21 protein-coding genes are annotated in these 22,733 nt (G+C 58.5%); 13 read left to right on the top strand and 8 right to left on the bottom strand.

Annotated elements, in window-relative coordinates; translation table 11 throughout:
- Window positions 1-82: 82 nt before the first annotated feature.
- Both QQJ96_RS22180 and speA read right to left on the bottom strand, forming a co-directional pair.
- The gene (locus QQJ96_RS22180; RefSeq protein WP_284334219.1) at window positions 83-883 is read right to left on the bottom strand and encodes a 3-hydroxybutyrate dehydrogenase; all 801 of its coding nucleotides are present in this window, start codon (window positions 881-883) and stop codon (window positions 83-85) included.
- A gap of 102 nt (window positions 884-985) precedes the next feature.
- Complete coding sequence (gene speA / locus QQJ96_RS22175) at window positions 986-2,875, bottom strand: arginine decarboxylase (protein WP_284334218.1); 1,890 nt, start codon at window positions 2,873-2,875, stop codon at window positions 986-988.
- A gap of 269 nt (window positions 2,876-3,144) precedes the next feature.
- Between speA and speE the strand changes: the two genes are divergently transcribed.
- Window positions 3,145-3,996, top strand: a complete 852-nt coding sequence (gene speE / locus QQJ96_RS22170; RefSeq protein WP_284334217.1) for a polyamine aminopropyltransferase — start codon at window positions 3,145-3,147, stop codon at window positions 3,994-3,996.
- Between the two features lie 153 nt (window positions 3,997-4,149).
- Here speE and QQJ96_RS22165 read toward each other — a convergent pair whose 3' ends face one another.
- A complete protein-coding gene (locus tag QQJ96_RS22165) occupies window positions 4,150-4,335 on the bottom strand; it encodes an antitermination protein NusB (protein ID WP_284334216.1) in 186 nt (61 codons plus the stop codon).
- A gap of 181 nt (window positions 4,336-4,516) precedes the next feature.
- Between QQJ96_RS22165 and QQJ96_RS22160 the strand changes: the two genes are divergently transcribed.
- The 5 genes from QQJ96_RS22160 (at window position 4,517) to QQJ96_RS22140 (ending at window position 9,558) form a co-directional block, all read left to right on the top strand.
- A complete protein-coding gene (locus QQJ96_RS22160; RefSeq protein WP_284334215.1) occupies window positions 4,517-5,545 on the top strand; it encodes a hypothetical protein in 1,029 nt (342 codons plus the stop codon).
- A 157-nt stretch (window positions 5,546-5,702) separates the two neighbouring features.
- Entirely contained in the window at window positions 5,703-6,335 is a 633-nt protein-coding gene (locus QQJ96_RS22155; RefSeq protein WP_284334214.1) for a nucleotide-binding protein, read from the top strand.
- A 60-nt stretch (window positions 6,336-6,395) separates the two neighbouring features.
- A complete protein-coding gene (locus tag QQJ96_RS22150; protein WP_284334213.1) occupies window positions 6,396-6,869 on the top strand; it encodes a SixA phosphatase family protein in 474 nt (157 codons plus the stop codon).
- Window positions 6,870-6,910: 41 nt separating this feature from the next.
- On the top strand, window positions 6,911-7,462 hold the full coding sequence (locus tag QQJ96_RS22145; RefSeq protein WP_284334212.1) for a YceI family protein: 552 nt from the start codon (window positions 6,911-6,913) through the stop codon (window positions 7,460-7,462).
- A 200-nt stretch (window positions 7,463-7,662) separates the two neighbouring features.
- Window positions 7,663-9,558 carry a phospholipase D-like domain-containing protein gene (locus QQJ96_RS22140; RefSeq protein WP_284334211.1) on the top strand — a complete coding sequence of 632 codons (1,896 nt, stop codon included), beginning with the start codon at window positions 7,663-7,665 and terminating at the stop codon, window positions 9,556-9,558.
- An 87-nt stretch (window positions 9,559-9,645) separates the two neighbouring features.
- Here QQJ96_RS22140 and QQJ96_RS22135 read toward each other — a convergent pair whose 3' ends face one another.
- From QQJ96_RS22135 to QQJ96_RS22125, 3 genes are read right to left on the bottom strand one after another with little or no spacing between them, the layout of a single operon-like run.
- Window positions 9,646-10,098, bottom strand: coding sequence for a GNAT family N-acetyltransferase (locus QQJ96_RS22135; RefSeq protein ID WP_345782723.1), 453 nt, complete (start codon window positions 10,096-10,098; stop codon window positions 9,646-9,648).
- A gap of 16 nt (window positions 10,099-10,114) precedes the next feature.
- A complete protein-coding gene (ntrC, locus tag QQJ96_RS22130) occupies window positions 10,115-11,512 on the bottom strand; it encodes a nitrogen regulation protein NR(I) (protein ID WP_284334210.1) in 1,398 nt (465 codons plus the stop codon).
- A complete protein-coding gene (locus QQJ96_RS22125; protein WP_284334209.1) occupies window positions 11,505-12,539 on the bottom strand; it encodes a two-component system sensor histidine kinase NtrB in 1,035 nt (344 codons plus the stop codon). Before QQJ96_RS22125 ends, ntrC begins: the two co-directional genes overlap by 8 nt.
- Window positions 12,540-12,841: 302 nt before the next feature.
- On the opposite strand from QQJ96_RS22125, the gene QQJ96_RS22120 reads away from it, so the two are divergent.
- The 7 genes from QQJ96_RS22120 to QQJ96_RS22090 all read left to right on the top strand — a co-directional run bounded on the left by QQJ96_RS22120 (window position 12,842) and on the right by QQJ96_RS22090 (window position 21,136).
- A complete protein-coding gene (locus QQJ96_RS22120) occupies window positions 12,842-13,309 on the top strand; it encodes a helix-turn-helix domain-containing protein (protein ID WP_284334208.1) in 468 nt (155 codons plus the stop codon).
- A complete protein-coding gene (locus QQJ96_RS22115) occupies window positions 13,310-13,876 on the top strand; it encodes a PIN domain-containing protein (protein ID WP_284334207.1) in 567 nt (188 codons plus the stop codon).
- Between the two features lie 564 nt (window positions 13,877-14,440).
- Complete coding sequence (locus tag QQJ96_RS22110) at window positions 14,441-14,746, top strand: hypothetical protein (protein ID WP_284334206.1); 306 nt, start codon at window positions 14,441-14,443, stop codon at window positions 14,744-14,746.
- An 869-nt stretch (window positions 14,747-15,615) separates the two neighbouring features.
- The gene (locus QQJ96_RS22105) at window positions 15,616-16,302 is read left to right on the top strand and encodes an HIT family protein (protein WP_284334205.1); all 687 of its coding nucleotides are present in this window, start codon (window positions 15,616-15,618) and stop codon (window positions 16,300-16,302) included.
- Window positions 16,299-16,967 (top strand): hypothetical protein, encoded by a 669-nt coding sequence (locus QQJ96_RS22100; RefSeq protein WP_284334204.1) that lies wholly within the window; start codon window positions 16,299-16,301, stop codon window positions 16,965-16,967. Before QQJ96_RS22105 ends, QQJ96_RS22100 begins: the two co-directional genes overlap by 4 nt.
- Before the next feature lie 24 nt (window positions 16,968-16,991).
- Window positions 16,992-19,613: a nucleoside triphosphate pyrophosphohydrolase gene (locus QQJ96_RS22095; protein ID WP_284334203.1), complete on the top strand. Its 2,622-nt coding sequence runs from the start codon at window positions 16,992-16,994 to the stop codon at window positions 19,611-19,613.
- Window positions 19,614-19,735: 122 nt separating this feature from the next.
- Window positions 19,736-21,136: a ParB N-terminal domain-containing protein gene (locus QQJ96_RS22090; protein WP_284334202.1), complete on the top strand. Its 1,401-nt coding sequence runs from the start codon at window positions 19,736-19,738 to the stop codon at window positions 21,134-21,136.
- Here the strand turns inward: QQJ96_RS22090 and QQJ96_RS22085 are convergent.
- Both QQJ96_RS22085 and QQJ96_RS22080 read right to left on the bottom strand, forming a co-directional pair.
- Window positions 21,133-21,981 carry a DNA adenine methylase gene (locus QQJ96_RS22085; RefSeq protein WP_284334201.1) on the bottom strand — a complete coding sequence of 283 codons (849 nt, stop codon included), beginning with the start codon at window positions 21,979-21,981 and terminating at the stop codon, window positions 21,133-21,135. The two genes, QQJ96_RS22090 and QQJ96_RS22085, sit on opposite strands and share 4 nt — an antisense overlap.
- A gap of 320 nt (window positions 21,982-22,301) precedes the next feature.
- Window positions 22,302-22,643 (bottom strand): helix-turn-helix domain-containing protein, encoded by a 342-nt coding sequence (locus tag QQJ96_RS22080; RefSeq protein WP_284334200.1) that lies wholly within the window; start codon window positions 22,641-22,643, stop codon window positions 22,302-22,304.
- Window positions 22,644-22,733 lie beyond the last annotated feature (90 nt).

The following is a 22,733-nucleotide window of genomic DNA, read 5'->3' as shown; positions in this document are numbered from 1 at the left end:
CGAGCAGGATTTGCGAAACCCAGCTGAGACTCGACGCTAATCAGGTGCCAAGCAGGGGAGGGAGCGATGACGAGACGCATGATTACTGCATGTACCACCCATGGCTGACCACGATGCTCTGCCCGGTCAGCGCCGCGCTCGGGAACGCAGCCAGGAACAGCGCCGTCTGCGCGATGTCCTCGACCGTGGTGAATACGCCATCCACGGTGTCCTTCAGCATCACGTTCTTGATCACTTCGTCCTCGCTGATGCCCAGCTCCTTGGCCTGCTCGGGAATCTGTTTCTCCACCAGCGGAGTACGCACAAAGCCGGGGCAGATCACGTGCGAACGCACGTTATGCGCCGCGCCTTCCTTCGCCAGCGTGCGCGCAAGACCAAGCAGGCCGTGCTTCGCCGTGACGTAGGCGGATTTCAGCTTGGAGGCCTCATGGGAATGCACCGAGCCCATATAGATGACCGTGCCGCCACGGCTCTTACCAGTACCGTCATCCTTATACATGTGCTTGAGCGCGGCCTTAGTGGTGAGGAAGCCGCCATCGAGATGGATCGCCAGCATCTTCTTCCAGTCGGCGAAAGCGAATTGGTCGATCGGATTGATGATCTGCACGCCCGCGTTGGAGATCAGCACGTCCAGGCTGCCGAACGCTTCCACGGTTTTATCCGTGCCCGCATTCACCGCTTCCTCGTTGGTGACATCCATGGCAATGCCGATGGCTTTACCGCCGGCTGCCTTGATCTCCGCCGCCGCGGCATCCGCCGCCTGCTGATTGATGTCGGCGATCGCCACCGCTGCGCCGTTCTTCGCATAAAGCTCTGCGATAGCCTTGCCCAGGCCGCTGGCGGCACCCGTGATCAATGCAACCTTGCCGTCGAGACTTGCCATGTGCCACTCCTTCGGATGGGAAAAGGGGAACCTTGGGCAGCATCTCGCCGGGCCGCAGGATGTTTCGATCGCCGAAGCTTTCGAAACATCCCAAGGCCTTTGCTAGCGCACGCCCTCGGAGAGATAGGTATAGCCGGTCAAGCCTTCATTCAATGTTACAAACAGGCTTTCCGCCAGTTCGCCTTCGACACCGGCCGCCGCGATACGTTCGCGATAACTGCGACGCAACACTTCCAGGTCGTAGCCAACGTAGTCCAGCATCAGATCTGTGGTGTCGCCGCGGCGCTTGTGTGCAAACAGGTAGTTGCCGCCATCCACGCGCACGTTCACGGCATCGGTATCGCCGAACAGGTTGTGGATGTCGCCCAGGGTTTCCTGGTACGCGCCGACCATGAAGATGCCGAGCCGGTAGGATTCGCCCTCCTTCAGCGCATGCAGTGGCAGGCTGACGTCCACGCCTTCGGCGTCCACGTAGTTGTCGATGCGGCCGTCCGAATCGCAAGTGAGATCCACCAGCACGCCGCGGCGCGCCGGCCGCTCGTTCAAGCGGGTGATCGGCGCAATCGGGAAGATCTGGTCGATCGCCCACACGTCAGGGATCGACTCGAACACGGAGAAGTTGACGAAATACTTGTCGACCAGCTTCTCGTCCAGTTCGTCCAGCGCCTGGCGATGCGAACGCTCCGCAGGCAACAGGCGCGCGCGTACCGCGTTGGCGATGGCGTAATACAGCTCATCCAGCCGAGCGCGCGCTGCCAGCGAGAGCTGACCCAAGGCGTACAACGTCTGGCCTTCGTGCAGGTGATGCTGCGCTTCGTGGAACAGCTCCAGCGGTGGGCGCGTATCCAGTTCTTCGTACACTTCGCGCAAATGCCGCAGCACGGTCGGCTCGTCGCCATCGACCGGCGGCAAGCTGCCGGCCGGCACGGCTTCCACCTCGCTCACGTTCACCACCATCACCGCGTGATGCGCGGTCATCGCGCGCCCCGCCTCGGTGATGATGTGCGGCGCCTGCAGCCCTTCGGCTTCCACCGCTTCGGCCAGCGATTGCACGATCGTGGCGGCGTACTGCTCGATCGAGTAATTGATGGAGTTGTGGCTGCGCGAACGCGAGCCCTCGTAATCCACGCCGAGGCCGCCGCCCACGTCGACGATTTCCAGCGGCACGCCCAGGCGAATGAGTTCCACGAAATAGCGCGTGGCCTCGCGCATACCGTTGGCGATATCGCGCACGTTGGAAATCTGCGAGCCCATGTGGAAGTGCTGCAGCTTCAGCGTGTGCTTGAGGCCGGCCTGTTCCAGGCGTGTCACCAGGTCCAGCACTTGCGCGGGTGAAAGGCCGAACTTGCCTTTGTCACCTCCGGTGTTCTGCCATTTGCCGGCGCCGATCGAAGCCAGGCGCACGCGCACGCCGAGCAGCGGCTCCACGTCCAAGGCCTTCGCTTCGCTGATCACATGATCGAGTTCGGACGGCTTTTCGATCACGATGTGGATGCTGAGACCCAGCTTGCGTCCGATCAAGGCCAGCCGGATGTATTCGCGATCCTTGTAGCCATTGCAGATCACCACGGAACCGGGCCGCGCCATCGCCAGCACCGCCATCAGCTCCGGCTTGGAGCCGGCCTCCAGGCCGAAACCGTGCGCGCCAGCCGCCACCAGCTCGGCCACCACGCCACGTTGCTGGTTCACTTTGATCGGATAGACAGCGGTGTAGCTGCCCGCGTAGTTCCATTCGCCGATCGCCTTGGCGAACGCACCCTGCAGACGTGCGAGCCGGTCGGCCAGGATGTCGGGGAAGCGCACGAGCAAAGGTAGGCGCAGGCCTTCGGCGCGAGCCCGCTCGACGATGTCGGGCAGGGAAAAACCGGGGCCGCTCGGGCCATGCGGGCGGATCACCATGTGACCGGCGGCGTCGATGTCGACGTAGCCGTCGCCCCAGTAAGGCACGGCATAGGTGTGACGGGCGGCGTCGATATTCCAGGCATTCGCCATGAGACGGTATCTCCTATGAGGGGGATGTCGTCGTCGCAGCGGCGAGCCTTGACGAACTTAAAGCTCGCCGGCCGGAAGCCTCGCACGCCGCGGGGCCGGAAGAGCCTGGCGGCCGCCTATGGCGGCCGGTCGCGTATTGTAACGGTCTGCTGCGACAATTTGAGGTCACCCTTTAAGTGGCGCCGCGTCCTAAGCCTGTCATCGGCACGACGCCAACCTAGCCGCTACAATCACCTTCCTTTAACCCAAGTTCCAAGGATCGCTCCCCCATGTCGCAGCCCAGCTGGTTCACCGAAGCACACCAGGCTTCCGGTTCCTCGATCGGTTATCGCGTTGAAAAGCTGCTGCATGCCGAGAAGACCCCGTTCCAGACCATCGAGATCTACCAGACCACCGACTGGGGCAACCTGATGGTGATCGACGGTTGCGTGATGCTCACCAGCCGCGACAACTTCCTGTACCACGAGATGATGACCCACCCGGCGCTGTTCACCCATGCACGCGCCAAGCGGGTGGTGATCATCGGCGGCGGTGACTGCGGCACCTTGCGCGAAGTGCTCAAGCACGAGGAAGTGGAACACGCGGCCCAGGTGGAGATTGACGAGCGCGTGACGCGCCTGGCCGAGCAGTATTTCCCGGAGCTGTGCGAATCCAACCACGATCCGCGCGCCGAGTTGCTGTTCATCGACGGCATCAAGTACATGGCCGAAGCCGAGCCCGAATCGCTCGACCTGATCATCGTCGATTCCACCGACCCGGTGGGTCCGGCCGAAGGCCTGTTCAATGCGGCTTTCTACACCAGCTGCTACAAGGCGCTGCGTCACGGCGGCATCCTGGTGCAGCAGAGCGAATCGCCGATGGCGCACCTGGAACTGATCAAGTCGATGCGCGCCGCGATGCGCACGGCCGGCTTCAGCGCCGTGAAAACGCTACCGTTCCCGCAGCCCTGCTACCCCACCGGCTGGTGGAGCTGCAGCATGGCGCGCAAGGGTGGCGACCTGGCCGGCTTCCGCGAACGCGGTGCGCTGAGCAAGAACTTCTCCACCCGCTACTACAACGCCGAAGTGCACAAGGGTGCGCTGGCGATGCCGGAATTCATGCGCGAGGCGCTGGGCGAATAAGCAGTAGGTTGGGATGCAAATCCCAACCTGAGAGCGGTCGTCATTCCCGCGAAAGCGGGAACCCATTTTGCTCTCGTGCAGACAGCCAAGATGGATTCCCGCTTTCGCGGGAATGACGGCCACGGGGGGTCACAGTGCCTCACGGCCTGCGCCTCAAAAAATCCGGTTACGCACCTTGGGCATCAGCACGATCGCCAGCGTGGCGAACGGCCCCAAAAACAGCGACAGCACGAACCACAACAGGCCGTTGCGATTCTTGCCCTGCGCCAGGCCGGCATTGATCAAGGCCAGTGTGCCCCATCCCACGAACCACGGGGCAGCATTCCCCTGGGCCAACATCGAAAGCGACTCCACAGCTATCTCCTGTGATCCTCGTGGGCAGCGGCCCTGCATCCTACAGGAGCCGGCGCGACAGACCCAAGATATCGCGTTCAGCGAAAAATCGAAGAACTTCCCGTTCAGAACGGCCTCAATCCCCTCAGGTTATGCTTTCCCTCTTTTTTATGACAATGGAGTTCCCATGCGTGGACGGCGCCTGACTGCCCTGACCCTGGCCGTTGTTCTCAGCACGGCGGCCGCCGCCGCCAACCAGCCGCAGACGGTCCCCAACGCCGGCAAGACCGCGCAGGCACGCGAAAAAGCACTGCTCGCTTTTCAGAACGACCTGATTAACGTGCTGGCCCCCAGCGGCGATGCCGACCGTCTGCTGGCCGCGGCCCTGCTGGCCCGCCCCCTGCCGAACCCCAGCAAGCTGAACAGCTTTCATGCCCTTATCGAACGGGCTGCCCGCGTTGATGGGGCCGGCCCCGCCGTCACCTGGGCGCGCCTGGCAGATTGCGACCGCAATACTCCACACGCCTGCCCCAACGGCGACGCTGTCACCCAGCTGGCGCAGCAGGCTCCGGATAACGCCGCCGTGTGGCTGGTCAAGTTGAGCCAGGATGCCAATGGGCTGAAAAATGACGACGCCCGCCAGGACTTGGCCAAGGCCGCTGCCGCCAAGCTGTATGACGACTACAGTGGCGTAGCGCTGAAAGCGCTGGCCAATGCCGCCACCATGCTGCCGCCGCCAACGGCTACGCTGGACCCAAGCTCCAACGCCGGCGTCAATGGCGTACAGGTACTGATCGCCTATGGCAGCGCCACCGGCATGCCGCAACCCGCTTTGCGTGATACCGCCAGTTTCTGCGAAGAAAAGGCACCCAAGGACGACGCCGTCAAGAATGACTGCCTGAAACTGGGGCAGCTGCTGGAATGGGGTTCCAGCCCCCTGGCCCGCTCGCTGGGGCTGCATTTGCGCGAAGTGCTCAACGCCGATGCGGCCCAGCAGCAGGATGCCCAGAATGCGCGCCGCAACCTGATCTGGCAGGTGCAGAACTTCGCTTCGCTGTCCTTTCGAGCACAGGAAGACAAAGCCCAGGCGCAGCACATGCTGGCCCTCGCCCGCAGTGGCGGCACGCAAATGAGCCTGGTGCTGGCGGCCCTGCACGACGCGGGTATTGCTACGGACGCACCCACCGATTGGCAACCGCAACATAATGGCGGCTAGCAAACCGGGGACATGACTCGTGTGGCGAGACTCCCATTCGCCACACAATCGGACCTGAGCAAAGCCGTAGCGGGGATCGCCACGCTGCCGACCCCCTGTTCCCCGTTTCCCGCTCCTCCGCTACCCTTGGTTCACCTCACATCACCAGGGGTAACCGATGCTTACGGTGTTGGTAGCAAGCAGCAAAGGCGGTTGCGGCAAGAGCACGCTGGTCACCCAGCTCGCTTCCCATTGGGCACAAGATGGCAAGCGCACGGCCATCGTCGATAGCGACCCGCAAGGTTCCAGCTACCGCTGGGCGAGCCTGCGGCCGGACAACGTGCCGGGCGTACTGGCGATGGAAGGCGGCCGCCGGGCCTTGGAAAAAGTGCCCCAGGACACCGATCGCGTACTGGTCGATACCCCCGCCGGTTCGCATGAAAAAGAACTCGAGCCGTACCTGGAACAGGCCGATATGGTGCTGGTGCCGGTCTTGCCCTCCTCGTTCGATCTGCACGCCACCCTGAACTTCCTGCAGCACCTGCGCGGCATCGGTCGCATCAAGCGCGGGAAATTGCCGGTGGCCCTGGTCGGCAACCGCCTCAAGCCATGGACCCACGCCAGCCAGGACGCCATCGCGCAACTGGCCGAACAGGCACCGTTCCCGGTGGTGGCGCAACTACGCGACACCCAGGCTTATGTACTGCTCACCTCGTTGGGCAAGGGCATCTTCGACTACGGCTCCGAGCAGGTCCGCGGCCACCAGCAGGACTGGACGCCACTGCTGCGCTGGATCAAGCGACAGCATTGAGAAGCCCCTTGGCGCTATCTTCACCATGAACCAGAACTTTCTTCGGGAGCACCCACAGTCATGCACGAACTGATTCTGCTGCGACACGCCGAAGCCCAGCCCGCGCCGCCCGGCGGGCAAGACGAGGTGCGTCGCCTTAGCGGACGCGGCGAACAGGAAGCGCGCGCCGCCGGTGAATGGCTGAAGCAACATGGCAAAAAACCCGATCGGGTGCTGTGCTCTCCTTCCGAACGCACCTGCGCCACCGCCAACCTGGCTCTGGGCGAACTCGAGCGCGCCCCGTCCATGCTGACCGCGGACGAGATCTACAACGCCACACCCGGCGAACTATTGGCCCTGCTGGACCAGCACGGCGATGCGAACACCGTGATGCTGGTCGGTCACAACCCGGGCATCGAACGACTGGTCGCCTTGCTGGTGGAGGGCCGCTCCGACGAATTTCGTGGCATGCCGCCGGCCGGATTGGCCGTGCTACACCTGGATGGCCCGCTGGAACCGGGCAACGCACGACTGGATGCGTTCTGGTCGCCATGAAGCGTCATGTGCCAGCGCTGCAGCGTCATGCACCGCGGCATATGGCTCTCTTCTTACTCCTGCTGCCGCTGCTTGCAGCGGCAACCGGCACCGAATACCGCATTGATCCGGTCAATTCGGAAGCCATGTTCCATGTCCGCGTGTTCTGGGTGGACAACGTCAGCGGCGAGTTCACCCATGTCGACGGCGACGTGGAGCAGGGCCCAGGTTCCGGCGACTGGGTGGTGAACGCCACCATTCCGGTGGCCAGCGTGGCGATGCCTTCCACGCGGATGCGCAGATGGTTGCTGGCCAAGGCGTTCTTCGACGTCCGGCATCACCCGACCATCCATTTCGTTTCCAACCCCTTCGCCCAAGCCCAGCTCGACCATGGCGGTACCCTCACCGGCTACCTCACCTTGCGCGGCATCACCGCCCCCATCCAGTTCGCGGTGGAACCAGTGCACTGCGGAGGGTTCACCGTGACGCCGTGCCGAATCATCTTGCGTGGCGCGCTTCAACGCAGCACCTACGGCATGACCAGCGACCGCTTGGCCGTGTCCGATAGCGTCGACCTCAACCTCAGCATCACGCTGCGCCCCCAAACCCGTTGAACGGCCGTTGCTGATCGGCCGTTATCATGGGGCTGCTCGCACCGAGCGGCCTTAGCCTGCAGCCCGCAGGCTCTGTTTGTACGCCAATAGGGAAGGTGAACCGTATGTGCAGAAGTGAGCGGACAACAGCGCAGGCGTGCAGGCGCGCCCTTCAGGTTGCGTCCGGTACAACGTCGCGCAAGCATTGAACGGGTTTGTCCATGCGCACACGTTGCAGCCTTCTGTTCCTCCTCCTGCTGGCGTCTGCGCTGCAGGGCTGCACGCTGGACCACGCAAAAATCCGCCAAGCGGATGCGGTTGTCGCCGCCAGCGTCGATCGCCAGGTGACCTGCAACAGCGATGATCACTGCGCCACGCCATCACCCCTGCTCGACGCGGCCAGCAAGGCCCTGGCCGACTCCACCCCCGACCATCCCCAGCATGTCGTCACCCTGCTCGACGACAGCGAAGCTTCGCTGGCGGCCCGCATCAACTTGATCCGCGCCGCGAAAACCTCGATCGACGTACAGAGCTACATCTGGGACGAGGATGACCTGGGTCAGCTTGCCCTCAACGAACTGATTGCCGCGGCGCGGCGTGGCGTGAACGTGCGCATACTCGCCGACCAGCTGTTCTCGTTCGATGACCCGGCGATGCTCGCCCTGCTCGCGCGCGCCAGCCCCAACCTGCAGGTGCGGCTATACAACCCCACCTTTCACAATGCGCGTACGCCACCGCTGGAATTCGCCGCTGGCATCCTGTGCTGCTTCATGAAATTCAACCAGCGCATGCACAACAAGGTGCTGGTGGTGGACGACACCATCGGCATCACCGGCGGGCGCAACTACCAGGACCGCTACTTCAACTGGGACAACGATTTCGACTACGTCGATCGCGACGTGATGGTGGGCGGGCCGGCCGCTCAGGAAATGGGCAAGAAGTTCGATCTGTTCTGGAATCACAAGCGCGCCGTGCCCCTCACCCATCTGCGCGACGTGAACCGCCTGATTCTGCGTAATCCCTCGCCGCCGCCATGGCCCGGCCCACGCTATGTCTACCCCGCCCGCGTCGCCGCCGCCCAGGACGAGGCGGAAGACCCGGACTGGCTCTACGAACACCTCCTCAGCGAAAGCCTCCACACCAGCAAAGTGGAGTACTTCAGCGACCTGCCCGCCAAGACCGAGCAGCCCACACGGCGCCAGGCGCGGGAATTCACTGCCCACCTGATGCAGCTGGTCAACCATGCCAAGAAAGAAGTGGTGCTGCAGACACCCTACCTGGTGATGAGCCGCCGCGCCGAAAAGATCTTCAAGTACCTGCACCGCGAAAATCCGGCGCCGCAAATCATCGTATCGACCAATTCGCTGGCCTCCACCGACGCCTTCGCGGTGTATGCCCTCTCCTACAAGCACCGCAAAAGCTACCTCTACAAGTACGGCTTCAACATCTACGAATTGAAACCGCGCGCCGAATTGGCCACCAACGCGTACATGCAAGCCAACGTCGAGGATGAAGACGACGACGGCCCGATCGTGGCTGGTGCGGCAGGCTCGCGGCGCAAGCGCTTTCCCGGCACCGAACGGCGCCCCGGCTTTTTCGGCAGCCAAGGCAGTCGCAATCGCCCCGCGCCGCTGACCAGTCCGGGCCGCCGCTTCGGCCTGCATGCCAAATCGCTGGTGATCGACGACGACCTGGGGATGGTCGGCTCGCACAACTTCGACCCGCGCTCGGATCACTACAACACCGAAAGCGGGGTAATCGTGTATGACCCGCGCTTTGCACAGATCTTGCGCGATTCCGTGCTGGAAGCCACCGAGCCGCAGAATGCATGGGTGATCGCACCACGCAGACCGGTCATTCCCATCCTCGGCCAGATCAGTCAGGTGATCGGCGACATATCGGCCAGGCTGCCCCTGTTCGACATCTGGCCCTTCCGCTACGCCACCAGCTATGAGGCGAAAACCGGCGTCAATTGCCCACCGCTGCAGCCCTCCGATCCGGACTTCACGCGCTGCTATGACTCGGTGGGTGATTTCCCGGACGTGGCGATTTCACCGAAGCTGATCTATACGCGCTTGATCACGGCGTTCGGTGCGGGCGTGAAGGGCGTCCTGTAGGCTGGGATGACAATCCCAGCATTGCCATGCATGCTGCATTCCGATGCTGGGATTGGCATCCCAGCCTACGAAATCAGGTGAAATCGCCTAAAGCATCTGCTCATACATGAAGTAGTGACACTGCTCCATGCCCAATTCCCGGTACGTTCGCTGCGCCCGCGCATTCTCCGTTTCCACGTACAACCGCAAACCCACCGCGCCGGCCTCTTTGGCACGCCGCGCCACATCGGCGTACATCGCGCGAAACACCCCGGCCCGGCGCGCTTCCGGCGCTACATACACGCTCTGGAACCACCAGAAATCGCCGTTGCGCCAATCGCTCCACTCGTAGGTAACCAGCAAGCAACCTACGGCCTGCCCGTCAAGCTCGGCCACCAGATAAAACCCGCGCTTGGGTTCATCCAGCACCGCCGCAACACCGCGCGTAAGCACTTCCAGATTCAGTTGCTTTTGCTCCGTTTCCCAGGCCATCGCCACGTTCCACTCGGCGATGCTGGCCCTGTCACCGCGTTCGGCGGGACGCACTATCAAATTCGACACTTCTTGCCCTCTTTGCTCAGGATTTGCGCCGCGCACGCGACGCACCCAACTTGCGCGTGAGCGTATTGCGGCCCACACCCAACGCCGCTGCGGCATGCTGGCGATGCCCGTCAGTGGCCGCCAACGCCGCCTCCATCAATACGCGATCCATCGCCTCTCGCGCACGCGTATGAATATCCGCCTCGTTACGTTCCAGCGCACGCTCAGCCCAGTCGCGCAAGGCGTCTGTCCAGTCACCACCGCCCTGCGCCTCGGCCGGTTTGCCCAGGTCCGCCGGCAGAATTTCCGCACCCGCCGCGATCACGGCCAGGCGTCGGCACAGGTTCTCCAGCTCACGCACGTTGCCGGGAAAATCCCGCTGCGCGATCGCCTTCAGCGCCGCTTTCGAGAACCGTTTCGGCGGCAGCTTCAATTCCTGCGCAGCATTGGCCAAAAAGTGCTGTGCCAACAACGGAATATCCGCACGGCGCTGCCGTAGCGCTGGCAATTCAATCCGCACCACGTCGAGGCGATGCTTGAGGTCGGCACGAAACTGTCCCGCAGCTACGCGCGCATCCAGATCCTGATGCGTGGCCGCAACAATGCGCACATTGCAGCGGATCAACTCGCGCCCGCCGACGCGATAGAACTCGCCGCCCGCCAGCACGCGCAGCAGGCGCGTCTGCAGGATCAGCGGCATGTCACCGATTTCGTCCAAAAACAGCGTGCCGCCTTCAGCTTGCTCGAAGCGCCCGGCTACACGTCGCGTGGCGCCAGTGAAGGCGCCGGCTTCGTGGCCAAACAGTTCGCTTTCCAGCAACTCACTGGGAATAGCCGCGGTATTCAAGGCCACGAACGGCTTGCTGCGCCGCGCGCTTTCCTCATGCAGCGCGCGCGCCACCAGCTCCTTGCCGGTACCGGTTTCACCGGTAATCAGCGCATTGAGATCGCTTGCGGCAACGCGTCCAATCAGGCGAAACACTTCGCGCATCGCGGCGCTTTCGCCCAGCAAGGCATGCGCGGGGAACGGAGTGGCGGCAGCTGCGACTTCCGCTTGCGGCGCATCCGCCAATGCACGCTGCACCGAGGCCAACGCCTGATCCAGATCGAACGGCTTGGCCAGATAATCCACCGCACCGGCGCGATACGCCGCGGCGGTGGTGGCGACATCGGTGTAGGCGCTCATCACTATCACCGGACCAACGCCTTGCGCGTGCAACTCCTCCAGCAGCGCCAGCCCGCTTTCGCCAGGCATCCGCACATCGGTGATCAGCAGTGCCGGCCTAGCTTCACGCAGGGCTTTGCGTACGCTCGCCGTGTCTTCGAACTCACGCACTTCCATGCCGGCATCGCGCAGCGCCTCAGCCAATACAAAGCGCACACCGCGATCATCATCGACGATCCAGATGCCGGCCCGGTCATTCGGTTTAGCCATGAGCACGCCCCGTGGTTGCAACGCCCATGCGCGGCGGCAAAGGCAGGTAAAGCGAGAACACTGTTTCGCCTGGACGACTGACGTAGCGCAATTCGCCGCCATGCTCGTGCGCGATTTCGCGCGACAAGGCGAGGCCAAGGCCGGTTCCATCCACTCGTCCGGAAACCAACGGCTCGAACAAGGTGTCGCGCAACGCTGCCGGCACGCCCGGACCATCGTCCATCACATCCAGCCGCAACGCGCTGCGGAACATGCGTTCGCCGAGACGCACACCGTGCTCTACGCGACTGCGCAAACTCAGCGTCTTCGCACCTGCCTCGATGGCATTGCGCGCGAGATTGAGTAACACCTGCTGCAAGCGATCGGCATCACCCTCCACGTCCGGCAAGCTGGGGTCGTAGTCATGCCGCAAACGCGGCGGCTTCGGCTCCGCACGTATCAATTCGCCAACCCGCTCCATCAACTGATGCAGGTTCACCGGCGCCAGGCGCGGCGCGCCGTCGTGATGCAGCAGACGGTTCGCCAACGCCGCGAGACGATCCGCTTCGTTGATCACCATAGCCGCCAGGGCCTGCATATCCGGATCTTCCAACCGGCGCTGCAACAGCTGGGCCGCGCCACGCAGGCCAGCCAGCGGGTTTTTCACCTCGTGCGCAAAGCCACGCAAGGTCGCCGAGAGCGGCGAAACCGTAGACGGCACCTCCGCCAGCGTGTGCAACTCCACCAGCAAGCCGCCCTCCTCCAGCGGCTGTAAGGCCACATCCACCCGCTGGCCACCCGCAATCCCAGGCAACAGCACCCCGCGACACTGCACCGAACGCTGCTCGGCCAGACTCCGCGCCGCCTGCTCCGCGACCCCGGCATCCTGCAACAAACCCTGCAGCGGCTGCCCTTGGGCATGCCGCAAGCCCAGCCCCAGCAGCTCGGCCAGCGCCGGATTGATCCATTGCACGCGCAATTCCCCGTCGACCACCACCAACCCGGTCGACAACTGCTCCACCCAGCCTCGGGACACCTGCTCGCTCATTGCACCATCATGGACAATGCGCTGGCTTGGTGCAAATGCTTAAAACGACAAAGGCCAACTGTCGAGGCGAGCTGAGATACCTCTAGGACTGAACTAACCCCTCTCTCAAACAGATGACTGAAACATGGGCTCCCTCACCTTTCGATTATTTCGAATATTGCGCTTATTTCGGATGGGTGCCAGAATGGAGACGTCGAAATAGAGGCCGCTAACTTAAGGGGCTTAAATTCGAAGTGGGAAACTACGGCGCCAAAACTGCGGCACGAATCGCTCCCTCACACACGCAGACAGCGAGTTCTCTCATGACCGCCACACGCAAACGCCAAACCGTGGACGCGGCACCATCGCCATCCGTCCGCGAGGTCGAACTAGCCCGTACCAGCAGCCGGCTTCTGGCCGCCTGCTTGGGAACCGGCGAGACGGCACGGCTACGCATCCACAACGGCGACGAGGAAACCATCGAGGTGCCCATCAGCGCCTTGCGCATGCTGGTCGATATTCTGGCAAACATGGCCGAAGGCCGCGGTGTAAGCATCATGCCAACGGATGCCGAGCTGACTACACAGATGGCAGCGGACTTACTCAACGTCTCCCGCCCCTACCTTGTTTCACTGATTGAGCAAGGCCACATTGCGTTTCATAAGACCGGCACGCACCGCCGGCTCAAAGTCAGCGACGTCCTGAAATACAAAGAGCAGCGGGACGCACAAAGCCGCGTCGCCCTGGAGGAATTGGCCGCACAGGCACAAGAGCTGGATATGGGCTACTGAATGGCCTTTGTCGCGCTCTACGATGCATGTGTTCTGTACCCCGCACCACTGCGTGATTTGCTGATGCATTTGGCCATAACCGGCTTGTTTCGAGCACGGTGGACGGAGCGCATCCACGACGAATGGACACGAAACGTCCTGAAAAACCGCTCCGATTTGAAGCCGGAACAGCTGCAACGCACGCGAGAGCTAATGAACCAGGCTATCCCCGATTGCCTCATTACGGGATACGAAGATCTCGAAGCTTCCTTGCAGCTTCCCGACGAGGACGATCGCCACGTCTTTGCGGCTGCCATTTGTGGCCGTGCTGACGTCATCGTGACGTACAACGTGAGGGACTTCCCAGATAAGGTATTGAAGCCCAAAGGCATGGATGCACAACACCCCGACGACTTTATCCGGCACTTGATCGACTTGCATGTAGGTACCGTCGTAGCTGCCGTTCGCGCGCAACGCGAAACGCTTACGAGGCCGCCACGCTCAGCACGCGAACTGCTAGACACTTTTCTGCAGCAACAACTGACTGCGAGCGTGGCAGCTTTGGAACCGTACATCGACGCCCTGTAACCGTCTTTTGCGGACAAATACATCTGCATCCAGACCTGTCGTGGGCAGCCCCAGCCCCAGCAACTCCACCTGCGCCGGATTGATCCACTGCACGCGCAAATCCCCATCGGCCACCGCCAACCTGGTTGACATCTTCTCCACCCAGCTTGGGGACACCTGCTCGCTCATTGCACCACCATGGACAACGCGCTGGCTTGGTGCAAATGTCATAAACGACAAAGGATTTCCAACAGCTAGATACCGGCACTTTATCAAATACTTAGATTCGTTCGGACGAGACAAAAAAGGCCACCACGATGTCAGTTGAGGTCTTCGTAGTGCTCTCAGCCGAGCTAACAGCACGGGGATTTAGCCCTCAACTTTTTGGGCTCAAAAATTTAATGTCACAAAAAAAGTGAATAGGCTCAAAAGAGCGTCATTGCAATTTTTTGCCATCCCAATAGCATGGACAGCACATCCCCGGCGGTTTCGGTCGCCGGGCCGCACGCCACCCTTCGAGGTGGCGTTGCCTTTTCCAGAGGATGGAAATGCGAACGGCAGTCTATATCGACTTTCACGGTAGACATGTCCACTTATGAAAAAGGCCGCGTGCGCGCAGGCCGACCGGATGTGACCATCAATGCGCGGCTAGCGGCCGCAGCGCTCGCCCACGACCAATGGTTTCGCGAGCAGGTCGATATAGCGCTGACCGAGGAGGCGAGCGGTCAGGCGACCTGGCACCCGCACGATCAAGTCTGGGCGGAACTGGAGGCAGAAACCGCAAGGCTCGTGCGAGAGCGAGAAGCCGGTCAAGACTCCAGCCAACGACGCGACTTGCGAAAGCGCAAGGCAAAACCTGCATCGCACAGTGGAGTAAAGAAGCGGGCTTAACGCATGGAAATCAACTATTTGGATCGCACCGTCAAAGGGACCTGCGCGCTGCCCGAGACTTTGCACTAAAGGGCGGCCACCCCGACTCTATAGCCTATATGGCGACCCTGCGAAGCAAGATCGAACTCAATACGCCATCAAGAACCCCGGTGTCGAAGGCCGCCGCCCCGGCACTAAAGAGTGGATTCTCGCGCCGCTGCCGTACGTGGCGGTTATTAAACATGACGGAGAAGATGTAAGGCTGTACCGCGTGCTGTCTGCGCGCGCCATCAAGATTCCCCGCCCGACGGCGTCGGCCCTGCATCAGAAGGAGGCGGGCATAACCGGAGCCTGAAACCTGCCAGTCGACGCTGGCTTGGGGCATGCCACTCAAAGAGCCTCGGGTCGTGATCCGACATTGGCGTCTAGTTGGCCAGGGACCGCTTCTTTTGGATGTTCCCGATTGCGCCCTATCTAACGCTCTCGCTGGGCGCATTTCCTGCACCGCAATTCCCCACCAGGTTATTTTTTACGATGTCCTAGCCCGCGTCCAGCCAAGCCGCGCGCCATCTGGCCCAGACGACGGCTAGCGGCGATGCGCCTTGAAAGAATGGCGGTATGGGTGGACTCACATAAAACAAACAACTACCGGATAAACCTTGATATATGGAGTCGGCAAGAGCTGGCCTACCCCCATAGTTACCCCCAGACTGCTCTGGCGTGCGTTGACCAGAGCTGCTCGCGGTGGAGACGCAGCCTAGCTGAACCACAATGGGGCTACTTGCGAAAGGGCGGAGGAACCCTATATCTTTTCAATAACAAAGATTTAGGCGACCTTTCTGGCTAGAAGGCTAGGATGCTCGCCGGCAACCTCAAATGATAAGATCAACATGAAGCCCGATCTGGAGATACAAATGCCAACCGCCTCGCGGGGCACCTGCCGGTTCTGCTCGATTGTTGAAGGTACGGCTGATATCGCGGCTCTCCATGACTCCCCTTGGCTTAAGGGAGAGCAGTACGCGGCATTTGTCTCAGTCGGCGCCCTAGTGAAAGGGTGGTCGCTGGTCGCACCTCGGCAACACACCCTCAACCTGTTGTCGCAGTACGGCTCCAAAGCATTCTTTCGTTTCTTAGACCAAGCTCACCGAATTGTCACCAAGGACTTCGGACCCACTGTGGTATTTGAGCACGGTAGCCAGCACCACTTGTCTCAAACCAGTTGCGGTACTGCACATGCACATATGCATCTGGTACCGCTCTCATTCAGCCTCGAATCTGCGTCAGAACAGTTTGACGAAACGCTACGTTGGCAGACCTGCCGCGCAACAGAAATAAGCTCGGTCGTGGCCGGGAACGAATATCTATTCGTTGCCGATAGGTACGACTCCGACGCAACAGTTGGACAGTTAGCCATTCTGCGTGAAGGTAGATCGCAGTTTTTTCGGCAAGTCATAGCAACGCGCCTTGGCTGCCCAGATCTCTTTGACTATAAAACCCATCCTCAGTACGACTTAACCAAAGAAAGCGCAAGAAGGCTACTTAACTTCAGCAATGCCGAGTTGGCCTCAGTTGCGTGAGCGAAGGTGACTGCCCGCCGCCTGAACAGAACAAGCCCGCCGGCCCTTCAAATGCCGACGACAAGGCTATATTCGCAAGAGCGCAGGCAAACTCCACTCCTCCAAGCTCAGAGGACGAAAAGATCAATGATGATGAGCGCCCCAGATTTAATTGGGAAACTCGTTATCCCCGACACATCATCATCCGAATTCGTTGCGAAGCAGCATACGTAACATTAGTGTTTGCGCTGGCCTTAGTGGGTATCCTGCTGACGTGGCACGGAGATCTGGCTATTTGGCTTGACTGCAAAGGCCATACATTACGCGCGGCAACACTAAACAGATATGCGTATATGGTGTTTGCCGGCGTGCTTGGCGGGTCACTATTTGGCCTGAAATACCTTTACAAGGTCGCCGCTCGCGGATACTGGAACGAGGACCGCGAACTATGGCGAGTTCTTTCTCCACTACTAGCTGGTGGTTTTGCTTTTGCAGTTGGTGCACTAGCGGACGCTGGGCTTTTCGGTTTTGACGTTAACCACAGTCACGGTGGAGCATCATTCGTATCGCTCGGGTTTATCGCAGGCTACTTCGGTGATAGCGCCTCGAGGAAGATGCAGGAAATTGCCGACATCCTCTTCGGGCAAGCACACGCAGTACGGCGAGATAAGACGCCCACAAAGTAAAGCTCACCAAGAATGACAAGTCAGATGGATTTGAACGAATCACATCCGGTTAATAGGTCGGTCATTCTAGTCAGCAGCAATCGCTGCCTCAATCTTAGCTCAAGCAAAATTACGACCGAGCGCGTGGGGATTAAAGCTTACGGCCTACTCCAACTTCCAGAGCCATGGGTTCCCCGCTTTTTCGTTGTATCAGGTAAAGAAAAGCCTTCCCAAGACGCAATAGGTCGAGCAGCAAAGAAGTGCGGAATCAGTGATCTTGCAACCGTATACGTGAGATCCAGCGGCACCAAGGAGGGAATTGAAGAGCGTGGATCACTTGACAGTTGGACTTGCTCACTAGTTGAAGCATCGCAATATATAAAACGACTGGCCGCCTCGCCGCACATTCGAGCACAAAAGCGCATCCAGACAGTCCATTTTATTGTCCAAGAACGTGTTCCTTCTCCGGAAAAAGGACATCTTTCAAATGAGAGGCGCCTTTCACGCCATCCTCGCGACTGGACAGTCGAGTTCGAAAAAGATGGTGGCATGGAGCCATTGGGGATCAGACATTGGCGTGATGCGTCAACACCTTCACTAAGCCCCCTGTCTTGCGATTCTCACCCCCGAATTACGAGAGCACTGCGAGCCGTAGCATCATGGGCACATCCACACCGAGCACACTTCGAGTGGATATGGGACGGCACAAATGTATGGATCGTTCAACTCGACTTCTTAACCCAAAAATTAATTGGTGTAACGCCGAAAGCTCTGGTTTCCCAATCGAAACGCGCACCGATTGATGATTCGAACCTGAAGCATTTTGGCTCAGCAAAACAAGAGCATTTCGTTAGCTACAGAAAATTAGCGAACGCGCGAATGTACCAAGAACTTGGCTATTCAATGCCAACGTTCTTTGTAATGAATGATGAACAGGTCATGCAGTCGGTCATCAAAGACGGAGTGATCCCAGCGTCATTAAAGGATGACCTTGAAACACTATGTTCGCGCCCATTTGTTCTTAGAACTGACGCCACCGATCTGCAGCCCGGTGAGCGAGAAATGCTTCCTAGGAGCGATGAGCTTAGATCTGCAGACGCTGCTATTCAGTGGCTCACTACTTCTTTCCGGAGTGCGATGCTTAAGTTAGAAAGCGCTAGGAATATCGTGCTGATGGGCCATCATTTCATACCCGCAACAGCTTCAGCTTGGGCACAGGCGTTGCCAAACAAACGTCGCGTTCGCATCGAAGCGCTTTGGGGGATTCCGGAAGGCCTTTACTACTTCGCCCATGATGTCTATGACGTGGATACGGGAGTTATCGACGTATCGAAGGGAAGCCGAACAAAGTGCAAAGTGATTCTCAAGCGAGAACGATACAAAGGCAAGTTCATTGCACCGAGCGAAGAAGGTGACTGGATTGTTCATCACACCGATGAAGATTCAGATTGGACAGGTAGTATCACTAAGCAATCATGGGTTCAGGAAATCGCTTGGACGACTAGGTTGATTGCGGCCAAAGCTGGCTACCCTGTCGTGGCAATGTGGTTTATCGATTTACCCATCGGGCACTCAAAACATCAGGTTCTGCCGTGGTTTCATGATAAATGGGAACGCCCATCCGATGGTTATAAAAGCGCCCTCCAACGAAAGAAGCGCCAGAGCTCGCAGTTTCGAAAAATCACCAATCGAGCCTCGTGGATACAGTTGCAGAATGATTTGGCGGATGGCGTTAAGGTTGAAAGAGTCTTCATAAGCCCCGAGGACAGTGAAATCGTCAGGGATCGCGATTTTGTACTAGCCTTGGCGGAACATTCGAAACAGAACGATTACGTTGTTGAGCTAAGTGGCGGCTTGCTTTCACACGTCTTCTATATATTGTCGAAAGCAAGATGCAACGTCGAGCTCGTCGATCTAGTGGGCATAAAAGAAGAGCAAATCGAATACAACAAAATTGTCCGGGATAAAATTCCTGAAGACATTAAAAGTCGAGGCGAACAAGTCGAAGTTGTTCATCTTACGGGCGATGCACTGATTGAAGCCTTAAAGGACAAACTCTTAGAGGAAGCGTTTGAGGTACTTGATGCAAGAACGGCGGATTCGATTTGTGAGGAAGTAGCAGATCTTAAGGAAGTAGTAGATGCTCTTTTGCGCGCTCTCGACATCGAGCCGCGCGAGGTATTAAGAACTCAGGAGAAAAAAAGGGCAAAGCGAGGTGGGTTCAAAGAGGCCCTCATGTTAATCAGGACCTCACTGCCCCCTGCACTAGCCGAAGATCTCATCGAAGAAACTGGTGAGCCGCCGAGAAATATTGCACGACAGGAACAGCTACCTAGACCGGAAAGCGACTTTCATATCGATCACCGGATTGACATCACTGGTTCTCCAGAACGACAAATCACACTTACTATGCCTGCATACATTAATGAATACGCAGCAGGTAACCATAGATTTGATTTGGCGACACAGTCCGGCGAGAGGCATGATCTTTTTTTTAGCGCCACGGTGACTAGAACTAGCTCTACTTTAAAGCTTCGACTCCGGCTTACTAACAGCCCAGTTCAGTTAACACTATTCCCTGAGGAAGCAACCCTACTAGCATCCGATGGTGTAGATACGGGCAGTCCGCATACGCCGCCCCAAAATCGAAAGCGCAAGAAGGCCTAGTGCTCCGCGCTGCAGGCAGATTGATATGCCATGAAGTCTTAATGGCTGAATGGGCAGTTAGATTCGTTCAGACTAGCTACACTAGATGAATCAACACTTGGACGTTAGAAACAGGGGAATTTATGACGCGGGCAAAGTTCAATTTCGTCAAGGATGTGCCAGTTCAAAACTTGCTTTTGGACATGCATAATCCTCGAATAAGATCTGGTGCCGACCAAGCCGATTGTATTGCCCGAATTTTGCGTAAGCCAAAGCTACTCTTAGCATTAGCTTCGGATATAGCGTCGGAAGGTTTGTCGACAGCCCCTATTCTTGTTGAACCAACTGAGCGCAGGCGCTATCGAGTTTGGGACGGAAACAGACGCGTCACTGCACTTAAGCTGCTGAACGATCCAACTTTGTGCCACATAACAGCACTTCGGCATCAGATCGAAGGCATTCGTAATCGTGCAGTGATCGACATACCCTCCAGCGTAGATGTTTATGCGTCTACTGATACGGACGCGCTGCTTGCAGAGGTCCTTAAGCGACATGCTGGACAGCGCGATGGCGCGGGGCAGGTTAACTGGTCGGCATTCTTACGAACGATCTTCTTAATCGGGCATGGACACTCTGCCGCTGATAAACGAGCCGGTCAATTGTTTCTATGGGCCGAAGAGCACGGCGTAGAGGTTGATGATGACTTTCCAATCACCAGCATCACTCGTTTCCTATCAAAAGCGAATCTCAAGGCGCTTGGCTTTGACGTTACTGACGACAATGTTTCCCCGTTAGTCGATTTGGACAAGGCCATTGCCGTCGCTCAGCATCTAGCGGCCGACTTCGCCCCAGGTGGCGGAAAGAGCGTAGATGACGTTTTTGAAAATTCTCAGCAGGCCGCTTACATCGCGCATGTGCGAGCTGCAGTTGGGTTGGCCACGAATCATGGTGGAAACGGCTCAACCAACAGCCCTGATGGTGATGAGGAAAACGGAGGACGCGGGCGCAAAGCGAAAGAAAGCCCCGGAAAAACCAACGGAGGAAAGGATTCGAAGGAACGCGGTGCTACCGGCAAAGGTAAAGAAGAAGGAAAAGGGCCAGCAAAACCCTCTTGGGACCGCAAATATCTCTTTAGCAAGACCGGCGCCCCCGGCTTTAATCCATCCGTGACTAAAGCGGCAAACATCGTTGCTGAGTTACGTCGACTGGAGCCTGCAAAGACGCCTATAGCAGTGGCGGCCCTATTTCGAATGCTGCTTGAGTTCAGCACAAATCATTACATGCGTACGCATAGAGGGGTAAAAAGGGAGAACAAAACGCATCTTCAAATTGCCGCGGTTGCCGAACATATGGCTGAAAAAGGTATGTTGAATGCTGCGGAACTAAAAGTCGTCTTAAGACGCACACGCGAAAACGAGGGGCTCATGAATTACGAAACCCTCGGTGCTTACATGCATTCCGATAAAGCGCACCCACATGCTCAGGGACTCAATACCCTATGGGACGAAGTTGATGCGTATGTTAAGGCGTGCTGGGCTGGCTAGCGACGTAAGAACGGTTTTTCCACAATCTTCAAGTTATCGAAGAACATGACTTCAGTCGCCTGCGGCCTAGCAAGATGGGTCGAATAGCAAAGTGAAAACTCAAGCTTAGATGCCCCTCTGTATAGAGCCTTGATCTCTTTGCAATTGTCATAAGTTACAAGCCACGGAGATCTAAGAGATTTCACTTTTTCAGCGATTTGCTGATGATCCTCGGGACCGTAGAAATTTCTGTAGAGCTGTGATCCCTTCGCGTAATAAGGAGGATCAAAGTAAATGAGGCTTTTTTTTGGAAGCTCTGGCTGTAGCTGACGCAGCAACTTCATCGCGTCCAAATCATAAAGCTCGATATGGTCGCGCATTGATCCTATACGCTCAATTCGCTCAGCGAGATCCTCGCGATTGAATCTGGCATCTAGCAAGTAATTGCCATCTTGATTTTTCCCGCCGATCACTCCGCCGCTCAGGATTCCCGAACGATTGGTCCGATTTAAGAAGAAAGTTGAAAAGCCAACCTCGCTCAAAGAATGCTTCGCAGGATTCTCGAGCACTTTCCGATGTATTTCCCATTGTCGAAGACTTACAGCACACCGACGGACGCGTCTAACGAAAGCCGAAGTGTCATTCAATATCGCCCACCAGAAGGCATGGATGGCAGGATCTATGTCGTTGATCACGATCCGGTCAACGAAGCCTTGAGTGAGAAGATAGATTGCGGCACCCGCACCGCCGGCGTATGGCTCGACGTAGGTCCCACCACTGACCTTGTTGGCTCGCATTAGTTGAGCTAGCCATGGTCCAAGACGTCCTTTGCCGCCCGGGTACCGCAGCGGAGTTACGAAAGACATGCTGCGCTTCCCTGAAATTACACCCTTAACAAGTTTAACGGTTGAAGTGAGCCCCGCCCACCGGCCCCGCACATTTTCCGAAATGTATACCTTTTGATAGCGTCCGAGTGATCTATCAAAAAGTCCGGTCGAAAGAGGAAGGGTAGTTAAATGACTACATACAGCCCAAGCCCACATGGCATTCGGCCAGCACCTGGCGCGAAGTGACCCGCAGGATTTACCCCAGCCCCCTTCCCTAACCGAATAACCCGGACACCTCGGCCACCATCCGCGACCCAGAATAACCTGTGCTTTCCGGATCTAATGGCAGAAAGATCAGCCTAGGGGTCAGTTGCTGGGCGCTTCATAAGCGCTGCCGCCGGCTTCGGATCGGCCGCAATCCGCCGATCCAATTCCGCGACCACGGCATGCCAGTCGGCGCCGTAAAAGATGACCAGGTCCCGGACCACCAGGAGGTCCAGCCCGCGCGCACCGTTTTCCAATTCAGAGATTCCGGCCTGAGTAAGCCCCACCGCCACCCCGGCCTGCTCCTGAGTCATCCCAGCCGCCAATCGCAACTCCCGCAGCATCTGAGCCACCAGGCGGTGCTCTTTCCGATGGACAGACGTCGCCTTAGGCCGCGGTTTCGGCTTTTTGGCGCGCTTGGCGGGTGGCTTGGTCATGTCGCCACGCTATCAACCAAGCATAATAATTTGTTTTTCTAATATTCATTTGTTTTTCGTATACTTCACCGTAACGGACCGGCCCCATGC

The organism is Dyella flagellata, from assembly GCF_030160275.1.
Taxonomy (GTDB): Bacteria; Pseudomonadota; Gammaproteobacteria; order Xanthomonadales; family Rhodanobacteraceae; genus Dyella_B; species Dyella_B flagellata.
This window is presented reverse-complemented; position numbering and strand designations above follow the sequence as displayed.

Coding starts and splice junctions, on each gene's coding strand:
- QQJ96_RS22180 (WP_284334219.1), bottom strand. CDS start 883: ATGGCAAGTCTCGACGGCAAGGTTGCATTGATCACGGGTGCCGCCAGC.
- speA (WP_284334218.1), bottom strand. CDS start 2,875: ATGGCGAATGCCTGGAATATCGACGCCGCCCGTCACACCTATGCCGTG.
- speE (WP_284334217.1), top strand. CDS start 3,145: ATGTCGCAGCCCAGCTGGTTCACCGAAGCACACCAGGCTTCCGGTTCC.
- QQJ96_RS22165 (WP_284334216.1), bottom strand. CDS start 4,335: ATGTTGGCCCAGGGGAATGCTGCCCCGTGGTTCGTGGGATGGGGCACA.
- QQJ96_RS22160 (WP_284334215.1), top strand. CDS start 4,517: ATGCGTGGACGGCGCCTGACTGCCCTGACCCTGGCCGTTGTTCTCAGC.
- QQJ96_RS22155 (WP_284334214.1), top strand. CDS start 5,703: ATGCTTACGGTGTTGGTAGCAAGCAGCAAAGGCGGTTGCGGCAAGAGC.
- QQJ96_RS22150 (WP_284334213.1), top strand. CDS start 6,396: ATGCACGAACTGATTCTGCTGCGACACGCCGAAGCCCAGCCCGCGCCG.
- QQJ96_RS22145 (WP_284334212.1), top strand. CDS start 6,911: ATGGCTCTCTTCTTACTCCTGCTGCCGCTGCTTGCAGCGGCAACCGGC.
- QQJ96_RS22140 (WP_284334211.1), top strand. CDS start 7,663: ATGCGCACACGTTGCAGCCTTCTGTTCCTCCTCCTGCTGGCGTCTGCG.
- ntrC (WP_284334210.1), bottom strand. CDS start 11,512: ATGGCTAAACCGAATGACCGGGCCGGCATCTGGATCGTCGATGATGAT.
- QQJ96_RS22125 (WP_284334209.1), bottom strand. CDS start 12,539: ATGAGCGAGCAGGTGTCCCGAGGCTGGGTGGAGCAGTTGTCGACCGGG.
- QQJ96_RS22120 (WP_284334208.1), top strand. CDS start 12,842: ATGACCGCCACACGCAAACGCCAAACCGTGGACGCGGCACCATCGCCA.
- QQJ96_RS22115 (WP_284334207.1), top strand. CDS start 13,310: ATGGCCTTTGTCGCGCTCTACGATGCATGTGTTCTGTACCCCGCACCA.
- QQJ96_RS22110 (WP_284334206.1), top strand. CDS start 14,441: ATGTCCACTTATGAAAAAGGCCGCGTGCGCGCAGGCCGACCGGATGTG.
- QQJ96_RS22105 (WP_284334205.1), top strand. CDS start 15,616: ATGAAGCCCGATCTGGAGATACAAATGCCAACCGCCTCGCGGGGCACC.
- QQJ96_RS22095 (WP_284334203.1), top strand. CDS start 16,992: ATGGATTTGAACGAATCACATCCGGTTAATAGGTCGGTCATTCTAGTC.
- QQJ96_RS22090 (WP_284334202.1), top strand. CDS start 19,736: ATGACGCGGGCAAAGTTCAATTTCGTCAAGGATGTGCCAGTTCAAAAC.
- QQJ96_RS22085 (WP_284334201.1), bottom strand. CDS start 21,981: ATGTCTTTCGTAACTCCGCTGCGGTACCCGGGCGGCAAAGGACGTCTT.
- QQJ96_RS22080 (WP_284334200.1), bottom strand. CDS start 22,643: ATGACCAAGCCACCCGCCAAGCGCGCCAAAAAGCCGAAACCGCGGCCT.